Source organism: Terriglobia bacterium, assembly GCA_020073185.1.
GTDB lineage: Bacteria > Acidobacteriota > Terriglobia > Terriglobales > Acidobacteriaceae > JAIQGF01.
This window is the reverse complement of record JAIQFT010000032.1, coordinates 1-12,723: the sequence shown is the minus strand read 5'-3', so window position 1 is coordinate 12,723 and position 12,723 is coordinate 1. Positions and strand designations below refer to the sequence as shown.

Sequence of the window (12,723 nt, the reverse complement as noted above, 5' to 3'; positions counted from 1 at the left end):
GAGGGCTGCACGTGCCCTCCCGTTTCCTTTTATGGTCATGATCAAGAAAGCGGCGCCGGGCGTTTCCGAGAGCGCGCTGACTCGTTTCATCCAGCGTGCGCGCAAGGCCGCTGGTCTGCGCGGTCAAGCCAATGTACTGCTGACCTCCAGCCGAAACCTCCGCGTCCTCAATCGCCGTTTCCGCGGAATCGATAAGCCGACCGACGTCCTCTCGTTTCCGCCGATCCCCGCCGTCGCGCGCCAATTCTCTGGCGACATCGTCATCTCTGCCGACATCGCCGCCCGCAACGCCCGCCTCTACCAGCACACACTGGCGCAGGAGGTGAAGATCCTTATTCTCCACGGTATGCTCCATCTCGCCGGCTACGACCACGAATCCGATCGCGGCCAGATGGCGCGCAAGGAAGAGCGCCTCCGCCGCGAACTCGGCCTAAGCAACGGCCTGATCCGCCGCACCGAAGATGGAGCGCTCTCGCCCTCGCGTGCGACGGAAGCCGTTGACCGTCGACCCTCGACCATCGACCCCCGGAGGCGAGTCCAATGACCCTCGCCCTCGCCGTCGTCTTCGTCATTCTCCTGTTCGTTCTCGGTCTCGTCTCCTACGTCGAGCGCGTTTGCACCGAACGCGGCAAGTTTCTCTCGCGCGAATTTGAGGAAAATATCGAAGCCTTCGAGCAGCAGGTCGAGCCCAGGTTGAAGATGCACCGCGACCGCGTCGCGCTCTCCGTCGCCGTACTCGAGCAGATCACAACTGCCGCCATCGCCATGCTGGTCGCCTTCACCGTCTTTCGCGACGGCATATGGTCGGCGCTGGAGATTGTGCAAGCCGCGTTGGCCATGGTCCTGATCGTCGTCGTCTTCAACCGCCTGCTCCCGTTCGTGCTTTTCTCGCGCACCCGCGGCGCTTGGCTGGCGAAGTTCACGCTCCCGCTCCGCCTCTTGCTGTACCTGGTGTTCCCTGTAACGCTGGTGATCGGCTTCTGCATCTCGGTCGCGTCGCTCACCAAAGAACACTCCGAGCCGCAGCCCGAGCGCCCCTCCGAAGCCATGGACGCCTTCATTGAGGCCGGCCAGGAAGAAGGAATCATCGAGGAAAGTGACCGCGACCTCATCCAGTCTGTCGTCGAGTTCGGCGACAAGACGGTGCGCGAGGTCATGAAGCCGCGCCCCGAAATGTTCGCCGTGCCCGCCGATATGACCATCGAGAAGCTCACCGAAATGCTGCGCACCCGTCCGTATTCACGCGTGCCCGTGTTTGAAGGCTCCATCGACAAGATCGTCGGCATCGTGCACGCCCGCGACCTGCTCCAGGTACCCGACACCGAGGCGCGCACCCGCACCGTCACCCAGTTGATGAGCACCGACGTCAAGTTCGTCCCCGAGAGCAAGCGCGTCAGCGACTTGCTGCGCGAGATGCAGCGCGACAACCTTCGCATGGAGATCGTCGTCGACGAATACGGCGCCGTCGCCGGCCTGGTCACCATCGAGGACATGGTGGAGGAGATCGTTGGCGAGATTCGCGACGAGCGCGAGACCGACATCGTCCGCGAGAACGAGTACTCCTACATCGTGCCCGGCAGCATGGACGTAGACCGCCTCGATGAACTGTTCAGCGTTCGCTTTGAAGGCCACGAGGCCACCACCGTCGCGGGGTTGGCCAGCGAAATCGCCGGACGTATCCCGCAACACGGTGAAGTCATCAACGCCGAGGGTCTGCGCTTCGAAGTGCTGCAGTCCACCGACCGCCGCGTCGAGCGCCTGCGCATCTCAACCTTGCAACGCGCCAAAACCGGAACGTAAAGCGGTAGCTGGTAGTTTGTAGTTGATAGCTGGGGAACCGGCCTTGATAGCAGCTACAATCCCAGCTACCAGCCACGAGCTACCATGAAGAGCGGTTTCGTCACCATTCTCGGCCGCCCCAACGCAGGCAAATCCACCCTGCTGAATGCGCTGGTCGGCGAGAAGCTCGCCATCGTCACCCACAAGCCCCAGACCACGCGCAATCGCATCCGCGGCATCCTCAATCTGCCCGCGAAGAAGGGAAGACCCAGAGCGCAGGTCATCCTCATTGACACTCCCGGCGTGCACCGCCCGGAAAATCGCCTCGACAAGAAGATGATGCGGGAGGTCCGCGACGCCCTCGAAGGATGCCACCTCGTGCTGCTCATCGCCGACGTCACTCAGAAGTTCGGCGCGGGCGAACCGTTGGTCATTGACCTGGCCAGACGCGCCAACACCTCGGTTATCCTGCTGCTCAACAAAGTTGACTTGGTGGACAAGCCGCGCCTGCTGCCCCTGATCGAGCACTGGTCCAAGTTGTACGATTTCCGCGAGATCATTCCCATCTCCGCGCGCAAGCAGACGGGCCTCGACGACCTGCTCGACGCCTTGGTGCGCGCGATCCCCGAGGGTCAACCGTATTTTCCTGCTGACCAGCTCACCGACCAGCCCTTGCGCTTCCTGGTTGCCGAAATCGTTCGCGAGCAGGTGCTCATCTCGACGCACCAGGAAATTCCGTACGCCACCACCGTGCTCATCGACCGCTTCGAGGAAGGCGAGCGCCTCGACAACATCGCTGCTACCATCTATTGCGAACGCGAAGGCCAGAAGGCGATTCTGATCGGCAAGGGCGGCTCCATGCTGAAAAAGATCGGGACCGAAGCGCGTCACCAGATCGAGCGAACGCTCGGCAAGAAAGTCTTTCTCGACCTGTTCATCAAGGTGCGTCCGGGCTGGCGCGATTCCAGCGATTTCGTCGAAGGCCTCGACTGGCGCCGCCAGCTTGAAGACATCGCCGCCCGTGCGCAGTGGGAGAACTCCGCCGCGGATGAACGCGGATGAGCGCTGATCATGGAAGCGGCCGACGCAGGTCGGCGACAGGACCTGGCCCACGGCGTAAGCCATGGGTTTTAGTGCGTTTTGTTGGCTGAGCTCGCTTTAGCGGGCGGCAGAATCTCATGAGGAGCTACCATGTCCATCGGCTCGGAAGAAGAACTTCGCGGCATGAAGGCGGCGGGCGCAATCGTGGCCCGCGTGCTCGCGGCAATGAAGCAGTGCGTTCGCGCCGGCGTGGCCACCCGCGAGCTCGACGAAATCGGCGCCCGCGTCATTCGCGAAAACGGCGCCGTCTCCGCTCCGCGCAAGGTCTATCAGTTTCCCGGCGAGAATTGCATCAGCATCAACGACGAAGCCGTGCACGGCATTCCCGGCGACCGCGTCATCGAGCCCGGGGACCTCGTCAAGCTCGACGTCACCATCGAGAAAGACGGCTACATGGCCGACGCTGCGCTCAGCGTTGCCGTCGAGCCGGTGCGCCAGCTTCATTACAAGCTGGCGCGCTGCGCCGAGCGCGCATTCCAGCGGGCGCTGCTGGTGGCGCGGGCGGGTGCGCGGGTGCACGATATCGGGCGCGCGGTGGAAAACGAAGTCCGTCACAGCGGTTTCTCTGTGGTTCGCGGCCTCTGCGGTCACGGCATCGGCCACAAGATCCACGAAGCGCCGGAAGTCCCGAACTTCTACGAGCCCATGGCGCGCCAGGAACTTACCGAAGGCCTGGTCATTACCATCGAGCCGATCATCGCGGCGGGCAGCGGGGAATCGCATACCGCGGCGGACGGCTGGACGGTTAAGACCACCGACGGCAAGCCCTCAGCGCACTACGAGCACACCATTGTGATCACCCGCGGCGCGCCCATCATTCTGACGGCGTGAGGGCTACTCCTTAAACGCAATCCCCAGCGTCTTCATCTTCCGATACAGGTGGGATCGCTCCAGGCCCAGCACTTCCGCCGTGCGGCTGACGTTGCCGTGGTTCTGATCCAGCGTCTTGAGGATGAAATCGCGCTCATACGCCGCGCGCGCCTGGTGCAGGGTGGAGAAGCCGTCGCCGCCGCGCCGCGGGGTGTCGCGATAGACCAGCGGCGGCAGGTGTTTGCGGTCGAGCTTCGCCACCGTCGGGTTCATAATCACGATGCGCTCGATCACGTTCTTCAATTCGCGTATGTTTCCCGGCCACGAGTAGCGCATCAGCGCCTCAATCGCATCGTCGGTCATCTCTTTCGTGCGCCGGCTGTACTGCGACGAAAATTCCTTCAGGAAATGGCGCGCCAGCAGCGGCACGTCTTCCAGGCGCTCGCGCAGCGGCGGCACGTAGAAGGGAATGACGTTGAGGCGATAAAACAAATCTTCGCGAAAGTTTCCCTTGGAAATCTCCTCTTCCAGGTCGTGATTGGTAGCCGCGATCACGCGCGCGTCCACCGTGACCACTTCGTCGCCGCCGACCGGCGTGAAGCTCTGCTCGTCGAGCGTGCGCAGCACCTTGGCCTGCGTCTTCAGGCTCATATCCCCGACTTCGTCCAGGAACAGCGTGCCATCGTGCGCCTTCTGAAACTTTCCCTCTTTGTCCGCGCTCGCCCCGGCGAACGATCCCTTGCGATGGCCGAACAGCTCGCTCTCGATCAGATCCTCCGGAATCGCGGCGCAGTTGACCTCGACAAACATGGCTTCAGCGCGCGGACTCTCGGCGTGGATGGCGCGCGCGACCAGCTCTTTCCCCGTGCCTGACTCGCCGAAGATGAGCACGCGCCCGTTGGTTGGCGCCATCAGTGCGATCTGCTGCCGCAGTGCCTTCATCGGGATGCTCTCACCGGCGATCACCGTCTTGGGCTGCTGCCGCTTGAGGTCGCGGTTCTCTACCCGCAGCCGCCGCGCCTCGGCCGCGTTCTTCACCAGGATGAGGGTCTTCTCCAGCGAGAGCGGCTTTTCCAGGAAGTCGAATGCGCCCAGCTTGGTGGCGCGCACCGCGGTTTCGATGGTACCGTGCCCGGAGATCATGATCACTTCGGGCCCGTCGTCGGACTGCTTGATCTTCTCCAGCGTTTCCAGGCCGTCCATGCCGGGCAGCCAGATATCCAGCAGCACCACGTCAAACCCCCGCTTGTCGAGCATCTCCAGGCAGACTTCGCCGCTGCTCGCCAGCGCGGCGGTGTAGCCTTCGTCCTCGAGCACGCCTTTCAGCGACTCGCGAATGCCAGATTCGTCGTCAACGATGAGGACGTTATGCATGGACGATCTGCGCCGGTTCCGACGCCACCGGCAGCTCCACAATGAAGCGTGCGCCCACCGGCTTGTTCTCCTCCACCCGGATCGTGCCGCGGTGGTCCTCCACGATGCGGCTGACAATCGCCAGCCCCAGCCCGGTGCCGCGCTTCTTGGTCGAGAAATACGGCATGAACAGCTTCTCCTTGAGTTCGCGCGTGACGCCGTGTCCGGTATCGGCAATCACAATCTCCACCGCGTCGCGCGTGCCCGCCAGCGCGGTCGAGATTTCCACTTCTCGCATCAGCGATTCCTGCATTGCTTCGGCGGCGTTGTCCACCAGGTTGGCGATGGCGCGTTTGATCGCTTCCGGATCGGCCATCACTTTGGGCAGGTCGGGGGCAAGCTGTGTCAGCACGCGGATGCCGTCCAGACGCCCGTTGAACATTGCGAGTGCGGATTCCACGATGGCGTTCACGTCCGCCGGTTGCGGCTGTGCCTGGGGGAAGCGCGCCAAGGTGGAAAACTCGTCCACCAACGTGCGCACCGTCTCCACCGCGCCGCCGATCGTTTCCGCGCACCCTTTGATGATCTCCAGCGACTGCGCGTCGGGCGGCGTTCCACGCTCCAGGTGACGCCGGATGCGCTCCGCCGACAACGCGATCGGCGTCAGTGGGTTCTTGATTTCGTGCGCCACGCGCCGCGCCACCTCGCGCCACGCCGTCTGTTTCTGCGCCTTCAGCAGATCGGAAAGATCCTCGAACACCAGCACGTAACCCTGCCGCCGGCCATCGTGCTGCAGCGATGCCGCGGTGACCGCCGCGATCAGGTGATGGCGCTGGAACGGGATTTCCATCTGGCTGGTGGTGGAGCCCATGCGGTCGGCCTTGCGCAGCAGGTGACGCATCTCCTGCATGACGTCCGGCGGAAAGATGGTGTCAATGCGCGCGCCTTCGTGCGAGCCATTGCCGTCGGGCCACAGAATGCGGTTGAGTGCGTTATTGGTGTGCGTGATGCGGCGCTCGGCGTCGAGGGAAAGCACCCCCGTGGGAATGCTCTCCAGAATGGTCTCCATGTGCCGGCGGCGCTGTTCCAGCGCGGCGTTAGCCTCAGCTAGGTCGCGGCTGGACGCCTCAATCAGCCCCCGTGATCCTTCCAGCTCCTCCGCCATCCGGTTGAACGACTGCACCAGCTTACCGAGCTCATCTCCGGTATGCACCGCGACCCGGTAGTCCAGTCTGCCGCGCGAAATTTCCTGTGTCGCTTCCGCCAGAGCGGCCACCGGCCGAGTCACGAATTTCGAAAGGAATAGTGCCAGCCACGTCGCCGCGAACAGCACCAGCACCGTCAACAACAGGAGCAGGCCCATATAGGTGCGCCGCACCAGCTTGCGTTGCTGCGCCAGTTCCATGTAGCGGCGCTGGCTGGCTTCGATCTGCGCTATGGTGCGCGAAAAGTCCACTGGCAGCGGCATGCCCACCATGATCCAACCGCCCCGCCCGCCCACCATCGCCGCGCCCAGCATGTATTCGGCGCCGTTGAGCGTGAACGATTTCGGCAGCGGCAGCAACGAACCCTGGTGCTCGCCGATGCGCTCCCGCAACATCGGCCACGGCTCCGGAAGGTGATAAGCGGCCTCCGCTTCGCCATCGACAATCGCGGCCGCGAATCCGCCCTGCAGCGGCGCCTCGTGGTGCCGGAAGACACTCACCACCTGCCCGAAATCGCCTTTTTCAAAATCGCGCTGCGTCGGCGGCGCCTCTGCAATCGATCTCGCCTCTGCCTTCGCGTTTTCCAGCGCGTAATTGGAAAGCAACGACGTTACCTTGGCCGTATCCTCACGCACCTCTTCCACGGGGCGCGAAAACCATTTGTCAATCGAGCGGTTCATCAGCCCGTAGGCGAACAGGAACAGGAACAGCACCGGGCCGAACGACAGCACCAGCGCGCCCAGCACCATCTTTACGCGGAATCTCGACCCCAGCACGCCGCCGCGCGTCTCCGCAAACAGCTTCAGCAGCGTGCGCACCAGCACCACCATCAGCGCCACGAGCAGCAGGAAAATCAGCGCCGACAGCGCCGAGAAAATCAGTGTCTGCTCGCTGGTGGTGGGCCGCATGAATGTCAGGTTGAACGCCTGCTGCGACGAGACGATGAAAAACAGCAAGAAGATGGCGACGGCGAGCACAATCAGGGCCGTCCTGCGCCGGTGCGACGTTTCTTCCCGACGAATTGGCGCGTTGGCAGACAAACCAAATCCTGCCCCGCGTGCCATGGGCCTTCCTGTCTGCGGAGCGGCACCGACATTATAAGACTGGACGGCGCTAGCTACAGACTGGACGACACTGAACAGGGGCCTTAACCCTGGTCAACGCGAACGCACGCGTCTCCGCGCCCCCGTGCCGGATTCCAATCTCGCTCCTCTCGCCGGCAACAACTCCCGCAGCGGACACTGCTCACACCTCACCTGCGCCTTCAAACAAAAATTCTTCCCCACACCCACCATCAACCCATGCATCTCGTTAAACACCTGCGCCGCCGTCGTCCGCCGCGCTGTGCTCATGCGCGTCGGCGGATGGCACGACCCTTCCGGCTTCGCCCCTGCACTCTGGGGGACCTGGCTTTCGCACTCGCTCAGGAAGTCGGCGGCCCCCAGCGCCTCCTCGAATAGCCGGCGAATGTCTTCATACGGAGCATTCGGGGGCAGGATCCGGTGACGGTCGAGAATCCTGCGCGTGTACGCGTCCACCACGAACACGGGATGATTGCCGGCGTAAAGCAGAATCGAATCCGCGGTCTCGGGCCCGATGCCATTCAGCGCCAGCAATTCCTCGCGCAGTTCGGCCGTCGGGCGAGCGAACATGCGGTCCAGCGACCCGCCGTATCGCCGATCGAGGTGCGCGACAAAATTCTTCAGCCGTTGCGCCTTCTGACGGAAATATCCGGCGGAGCGTATCAGCCGCTCCAGTTCCGCCGTCGGCGTATTCCGGATCCCCGCCAGGCTCAGCACGCGCGCCCCCCGCAGTTCCGCCGTCGCCTTCTCGACGTTCGTCCACGCCGTGTTCTGCGTCAGAAATGCGCCCACGATCACCTCAAACCGGCTCTCTGCCGGCCACCAATGCAGCCGTCCCCACGCGCCAAACAATGTGCGATAGAACGCGCGAAGTTTTTCCGTCTTCGATGGAGTCACGCGAGGAGTTTAAACGAAGGCAGCTGTGGAAGGGCACGGCTTCAGCCGGGCCACCTAGCCGCCTTCAAAGAAGCCGCGCCCGCTTCACCGGGCGGCAGAATCAGGCGTTCTGTTCACCGCCGCGAATGTCATTTCCTCCGCCGGGCTGCCGGTCCGCTTCTTCCAGTCGAAAAAAAGCTGCGCATACGATTCCGTGATGTACTCCTCCGGAACTATCCCCAGCGCGTGCGCCGTTGTATCAATCCACGGCGGAGGTCCCTCGATCTCGCCGTAATTTCCGATCGGCGTCTCGTCCACCACGACGTGTCCCGTGCCGTCGCTCCACTCGCTGCGGAATTTTTCGTAGCGAAAGCTGGGCGCCAACCCGAGCGCGCTCAGGATCGCTTCCATCCGTTCGCCCTGCTCCACCGCCGTCTCATTTTCCACCCGCGTTTTGTGCCGTCCCGGGCTCCCCGGCCCCTTGTGCGTCAGCCTCCATTTGTCGCCGTACTTGCGCAGCCGCAGAAGTTCGCCCCGCTGTCGCAGGACCTCGCCCGGCAGGTCGTAGAGGGTGTTCATCTCGTGCGTACGCGGCGTCTCGCAGCGGAATCCCAGCGCGCGCAGCTTCCTTCCCACCGCGCCCGGGTCCTCCAGCGCGAACTTGATTTCCACTTCCTTCGGCCCCGCCATGCCGGGAAGCATAGCATTGCGCCGCCGGCCTGCGATTTGCCTTACAATCTCGGACCGTGATAGGGAGGATGAGACATGCACAGCCGGTATCTGCTGCTGGTCCTGGCGATGTTGTTAACCCCGCTGTTACTCTGCGCGCAAACCGCGCCCAAGTCCGCAAAAAAGGCCGCTGCACAGCCGTCACGCCGCTACATCAACCTGCCCAAGCCGGTGCAAGCGCCCTTCAGCGACGCCGTCCTCGTCGGTAATACGCTCTACATCGCCGGTCGCATCGGCGTGGATCCCAAGACCGGCAAGCCGCCCGAGCGGATCGAAGAAGAAATCCGCATAGCGCTCGACGGCATCAAGTCCGTGCTCGCCGAGGCCGGCATGACCATGGACGACCTCGTCTTCGTCCAAGTCTTCAGCCCCGATCTCTCCCTCTACGCCAAGTTCAACGACATGTACAAAACCTACTTCGGCAAGGATTACCCCGCGCGCGCCTTCATCGGTTCCGGGCCGCTGTTGCGCGGCGGACATTTCGAGATCAACGCCATTGCCGTAAAGCGGTAAGCAATCTGTCAGTGATCGGATTAAAATAGACGCACCATGAAGCGGCTTGCGCTTATACCCACGTTGGCGCTGCTCTGCGCCCTCGCCCTCCACGCCGAGGACAATGTCGCCACCCTGAATTTTCTCGTCGTGAAGGCGGACAATGGCAAGCCCATCCGCAACGCCGCCATCGTTCTGCACCCCGTCAGAAAGGACGGCAAACAGGAATACGGCGGATACGAGCTCAAAACCGATCTCGAGGGCAAGGCCAGCTTCGCCGGCGCCCCCTTCGGCAAGCTGCGCGTGCAGGTGCTGCAGCGCGGCTTCCAGACCTACGGCGAGGACTTCGACATCTACCAGCCGACGCAGCACATCACCATCAAGCTCAAGCGCCCGCAGCCCCAGTACTCGATTTACGATGACAAGTCGAAGTCCGGCGAAAAGAAGCCGGATGACAAGCCGAAACAGGACGCCAAGAAGCCCGACGAGAAGCCGAAATAGTCGACACCAGCGATGCCTTACCGACTATAACTACTGCCTCTCGCCTAGAGTATCTTCCTCAACTCCCTCCGCAGAATCTTCCCTGACGGGTTCCGCGGAATCGCGGTTATGAATTTCACTTCGCGCGGCTGCTTGTATCCTGTCAGTCGCTCGCCCACGTAGCCGCAAATCTCGTCCTTGGTCTTTTCAATTGACGGAAACCCCTCCCGCAGCACGATAAACGCGCACGGAATCTCGCCCGCGGTGTCGTCCTTCTTGCCCACCACGCCGCAATCGCGCACCGCGGGATGTTCCAGCAGCACGCTCTCCACCTCCGCCGGCGCCACCGGGAATCCCTTGTACTTGATCATCTCCTTGCGCCGGTCCACGATGTAATACAGGCCGTTCTCATCCCTGCGCGCCACGTCGCCGGAGTAATACCAGCCTTCGCGCAGCACGTCGCCGGTGGCCTGCGGGGCGTTCCAGTAGCCCAGCATGAACTGCGGCCCGCGCATCACCAACTCGCCAATTTCGCCCGCTCCGACCTCGTTTTCCGACTCGCCTAGCAGCCGGCAATCCGTCAACGCCACCGGCTGCCCGATCGACGTCGGGTTATACAGCGGCCCGTGCTCGAATCCGACGTGCGTCACCGGCGACGCCTCCGTCATGCCGTACCCCTGCGCGATCTTGACCCCGGTCAGCGAAGTGAACCGTTTTGCCAGCTCCGGCGCCAGCGGCGCCGCGCCCGATTTCACCCACTTGATGCGGTGATCGCGAGGGAACTCGCCTTTTTCCGCCGCCTGACAAAAAAGGTTCAGTACCGGTGGCACTACCGGCACGAACGTGATTCCTTCCTCGGCGATCAACCGCAGCGCGCACTGCGCATCGAAGCGCGGCATCAGCACCAGCGTGCAGCCCAGCATCAGGCACGGGTTCAGCACCACGTTCAGTCCATAAATGTGGTACAGCGGCAGGAAACACAGCCCGACCTCGCTCGCCGTGAACGGCGCCGCGCCCGGCCCGCAAAGCTGATACACGTTTACCACCAGGTTGTAGTGCGTCAGCATCACGCCCTTGGGCAGCCCGGTAGTGCCGCTGGAGTAGGGAAGCGCCGCCAGCGTTTGCTCCGGCGGCTTTTCCGGCGACGGCAACGTTGCGCTGCTCACTCTCAGCAGTTCAGAAAATTCGCTTGCCCCAGCGCCCGCGTTGCGTGTGGTGTATACGCGCCGCAATTCGGGCAAGCCTTCCAGGTTCATTCCCGAGATGAGCGAGCCGTCGCTGACCAGCACTCTCGCGCCGCTATTTTCGAGCTGGTACCGCACCTCGCGTTCCTTGTAGCTCGGATTCAGAGGTGACGGCGTCGCGCCTGCCAGCATGGCCGCGTGGGACGTGGCTGCGAACTCCCACGTATTCGGCAGGAGGATTGCCACTCGGTCGCCCGGCCGCACTCCCGACGCCACCAGACCGCGCGCGATCCTTTCCACCAGCTCACCGTAGCTCCCGTACGAAATCCGTCGCGCCGGCGCGTACGACGTGTCCACAAACGCCGTCTTGGCGTCGAATTTCCGGCACGCGCTGAGAACCGCGTCATGCACAAACACGCCCGCCGGATCGGCATACAGCTCCGTCCGCAGGCGCAGAGGATTGGTCGGAATGCTCTGTGCGGAGATAGACATTTTGATTTAGTGATTTAGCGATTTGCGATTTAGCGATTTGTGCTTGAGTGATCTACGCAGTGCGTATGCCCCTTAACGTAATAATCACTAAATCACTGAATCCGCGCCAGCTTCCTCAAAAACTCCTCTTCATCCATCGCGTACTTGAAAGCCTTTCGCCCATTGATGAACACCACCGGCACTTCGTTGTTATATTTCTTTCGTAGCTCCTCGTCCTGATCGATGTCCACTTCGCGCCAGGTGAACTGGGCGCGGTGCACTAGCCGTTCCAGCGACTCCTTTACCACCTCGCACAAATGACAACCTTTGCGGGAATAGAGAATTACCTCGTCGGCAGGCATGAAGAACAGCGTAGCAGATGATCAACGCTTTCTGGCTTTGAAGCGCCTCGTTTCAGCCGAGCCGTAGATGGACCCAGGAGCTCTCAGCTCCGCCACCTTGTCTGGCTACTGCTCGTCCAAAGGTTTTCGCGTTATTAACGCCCAACCTTCTGAACCATCTGCGAGCAGTACGCCCCTGGCATCCAGCTCAATCAGCAATCGGCGGCACTCGTCGGGGCTCGTCCCACTCACGCGAGCGAGCGTCTCGATTTTCCGACCATCGGTATATCGGGAGTCTGCTAAGAGCTTTTTCAGAAGCCGCTTTCGAGGACCGTTGATTCTCTCTTCCAGTCTTCTTTCGCGCCACTCTTCGAGCTTTCGCGGACCGTAGTACGAAGTTAGAATTGTGCCTACTACGCCGAGGACTCCGCCGACCATGCCGCCGATGATGGCCGTCCAAAGTTCTGGGCTAACAGATGTGATCATGGTTATGCGCCCCGCTATCGCTTCGGAGTCATCCAGATTACGTGGCCGTCCTTGCCTAACAGGGTCAGCGTCGCCGCAGAAGTGCTAATACTTTCACCGCTTCGCGCACTCACAAGCGACGCCCTACCCAGAACAGCCTGAAATCCTGCTTTGTCAGTGATCCTCAAGCTTTCGCCAAAAGCACCCGCACTTATTTCGGTTCTGCACAAGAATCTGGTGAACTGCGCATTCTATGCGGCTTTCTGAAGAACCAGGAATTGGGTCTTGGTGGCGGCCAGCCGCTGCGCCTTGAGCAGCAGGTAGTTCAGGTCGCGGTAGCCGCGGCCACGACGTA

13 protein-coding genes are annotated in these 12,723 nt (G+C 62.2%); 6 read left to right on the top strand and 7 right to left on the bottom strand.

The window, feature by feature from the left end; translation table 11 throughout:
• Window positions 1-31 precede the first annotated feature (31 nt).
• From ybeY to map, 4 genes are all read left to right on the top strand, one after another.
• A complete protein-coding gene (ybeY, locus tag LAN64_12730) occupies window positions 32-544 on the top strand; it encodes an rRNA maturation RNase YbeY (protein ID MBZ5568700.1) in 513 nt (170 codons plus the stop codon).
• Entirely contained in the window at window positions 541-1,800 is a 1,260-nt protein-coding gene (locus LAN64_12725) for a hemolysin family protein (protein ID MBZ5568699.1), read from the top strand. The genes ybeY and LAN64_12725 overlap by 4 nt, the downstream gene beginning before the upstream one ends.
• A gap of 84 nt (window positions 1,801-1,884) precedes the next feature.
• The gene (gene era / locus LAN64_12720) at window positions 1,885-2,841 is read left to right on the top strand and encodes a GTPase Era (protein ID MBZ5568698.1); all 957 of its coding nucleotides are present in this window, start codon (window positions 1,885-1,887) and stop codon (window positions 2,839-2,841) included.
• Between the two features lie 129 nt (window positions 2,842-2,970).
• Window positions 2,971-3,711 carry a type I methionyl aminopeptidase gene (map, locus tag LAN64_12715; protein MBZ5568697.1) on the top strand — a complete coding sequence of 247 codons (741 nt, stop codon included), beginning with the start codon at window positions 2,971-2,973 and terminating at the stop codon, window positions 3,709-3,711.
• Between the two features lie 3 nt (window positions 3,712-3,714).
• On the opposite strand, the gene LAN64_12710 is transcribed toward map, so the two are convergent.
• The 4 genes from LAN64_12710 to LAN64_12695 form a co-directional block, all read right to left on the bottom strand.
• A complete protein-coding gene (locus LAN64_12710; GenBank protein ID MBZ5568696.1) occupies window positions 3,715-5,064 on the bottom strand; it encodes a sigma-54 dependent transcriptional regulator in 1,350 nt (449 codons plus the stop codon).
• Window positions 5,057-7,312 (bottom strand): HAMP domain-containing protein, encoded by a 2,256-nt coding sequence (locus LAN64_12705; GenBank protein ID MBZ5568695.1) that lies wholly within the window; start codon window positions 7,310-7,312, stop codon window positions 5,057-5,059. Before LAN64_12705 ends, LAN64_12710 begins: the two co-directional genes overlap by 8 nt.
• A gap of 93 nt (window positions 7,313-7,405) precedes the next feature.
• Entirely contained in the window at window positions 7,406-8,182 is a 777-nt protein-coding gene (locus LAN64_12700) for an endonuclease III domain-containing protein (GenBank protein MBZ5568694.1), read from the bottom strand.
• A 129-nt stretch (window positions 8,183-8,311) separates the two neighbouring features.
• Entirely contained in the window at window positions 8,312-8,896 is a 585-nt protein-coding gene (locus LAN64_12695) for a class IV adenylate cyclase (GenBank protein MBZ5568693.1), read from the bottom strand.
• 108 nt (window positions 8,897-9,004) lie between these two features.
• On the opposite strand from LAN64_12695, the gene LAN64_12690 reads away from it, so the two are divergent.
• Entirely contained in the window at window positions 9,005-9,448 is a 444-nt protein-coding gene (locus LAN64_12690; GenBank protein MBZ5568692.1) for a RidA family protein, read from the top strand.
• Window positions 9,449-9,484: 36 nt separating this feature from the next.
• On the top strand, window positions 9,485-9,928 hold the full coding sequence (locus tag LAN64_12685; GenBank protein ID MBZ5568691.1) for a carboxypeptidase-like regulatory domain-containing protein: 444 nt from the start codon (window positions 9,485-9,487) through the stop codon (window positions 9,926-9,928).
• A gap of 44 nt (window positions 9,929-9,972) precedes the next feature.
• On the opposite strand, the gene LAN64_12680 is transcribed toward LAN64_12685, so the two are convergent.
• The 3 genes from LAN64_12680 to LAN64_12670 form a co-directional block, all read right to left on the bottom strand.
• On the bottom strand, window positions 9,973-11,583 hold the full coding sequence (locus LAN64_12680; GenBank protein MBZ5568690.1) for an AMP-binding protein: 1,611 nt from the start codon (window positions 11,581-11,583) through the stop codon (window positions 9,973-9,975).
• A 92-nt stretch (window positions 11,584-11,675) separates the two neighbouring features.
• Entirely contained in the window at window positions 11,676-11,924 is a 249-nt protein-coding gene (locus LAN64_12675; protein MBZ5568689.1) for a glutaredoxin family protein, read from the bottom strand.
• 105 nt (window positions 11,925-12,029) lie between these two features.
• Complete coding sequence (locus tag LAN64_12670) at window positions 12,030-12,389, bottom strand: hypothetical protein (protein MBZ5568688.1); 360 nt, start codon at window positions 12,387-12,389, stop codon at window positions 12,030-12,032.
• Window positions 12,390-12,723 lie beyond the last annotated feature (334 nt).

Excerpts from the sequence above, each read along its gene's own strand:
- LAN64_12705 (MBZ5568695.1), bottom strand. The coding sequence starts at position 7,312 with ATGGCACGCGGGGCAGGATTTGGTTTGTCTGCCAACGCGCCAATTCGT.
- LAN64_12670 (MBZ5568688.1), bottom strand. The coding sequence starts at position 12,389 with ATGATCACATCTGTTAGCCCAGAACTTTGGACGGCCATCATCGGCGGC.
- era (MBZ5568698.1), top strand. The coding sequence starts at position 1,885 with ATGAAGAGCGGTTTCGTCACCATTCTCGGCCGCCCCAACGCAGGCAAA.
- LAN64_12690 (MBZ5568692.1), top strand. The coding sequence starts at position 9,005 with ATGTTGTTAACCCCGCTGTTACTCTGCGCGCAAACCGCGCCCAAGTCC.
- LAN64_12695 (MBZ5568693.1), bottom strand. The coding sequence starts at position 8,896 with ATGGCGGGGCCGAAGGAAGTGGAAATCAAGTTCGCGCTGGAGGACCCG.
- LAN64_12675 (MBZ5568689.1), bottom strand. The coding sequence starts at position 11,924 with ATGCCTGCCGACGAGGTAATTCTCTATTCCCGCAAAGGTTGTCATTTG.
- LAN64_12710 (MBZ5568696.1), bottom strand. The coding sequence starts at position 5,064 with ATGCATAACGTCCTCATCGTTGACGACGAATCTGGCATTCGCGAGTCG.
- map (MBZ5568697.1), top strand. The coding sequence starts at position 2,971 with ATGTCCATCGGCTCGGAAGAAGAACTTCGCGGCATGAAGGCGGCGGGC.
- ybeY (MBZ5568700.1), top strand. The coding sequence starts at position 32 with ATGGTCATGATCAAGAAAGCGGCGCCGGGCGTTTCCGAGAGCGCGCTG.
- LAN64_12725 (MBZ5568699.1), top strand. The coding sequence starts at position 541 with ATGACCCTCGCCCTCGCCGTCGTCTTCGTCATTCTCCTGTTCGTTCTC.
- LAN64_12685 (MBZ5568691.1), top strand. The coding sequence starts at position 9,485 with ATGAAGCGGCTTGCGCTTATACCCACGTTGGCGCTGCTCTGCGCCCTC.
- LAN64_12680 (MBZ5568690.1), bottom strand. The coding sequence starts at position 11,583 with ATGTCTATCTCCGCACAGAGCATTCCGACCAATCCTCTGCGCCTGCGG.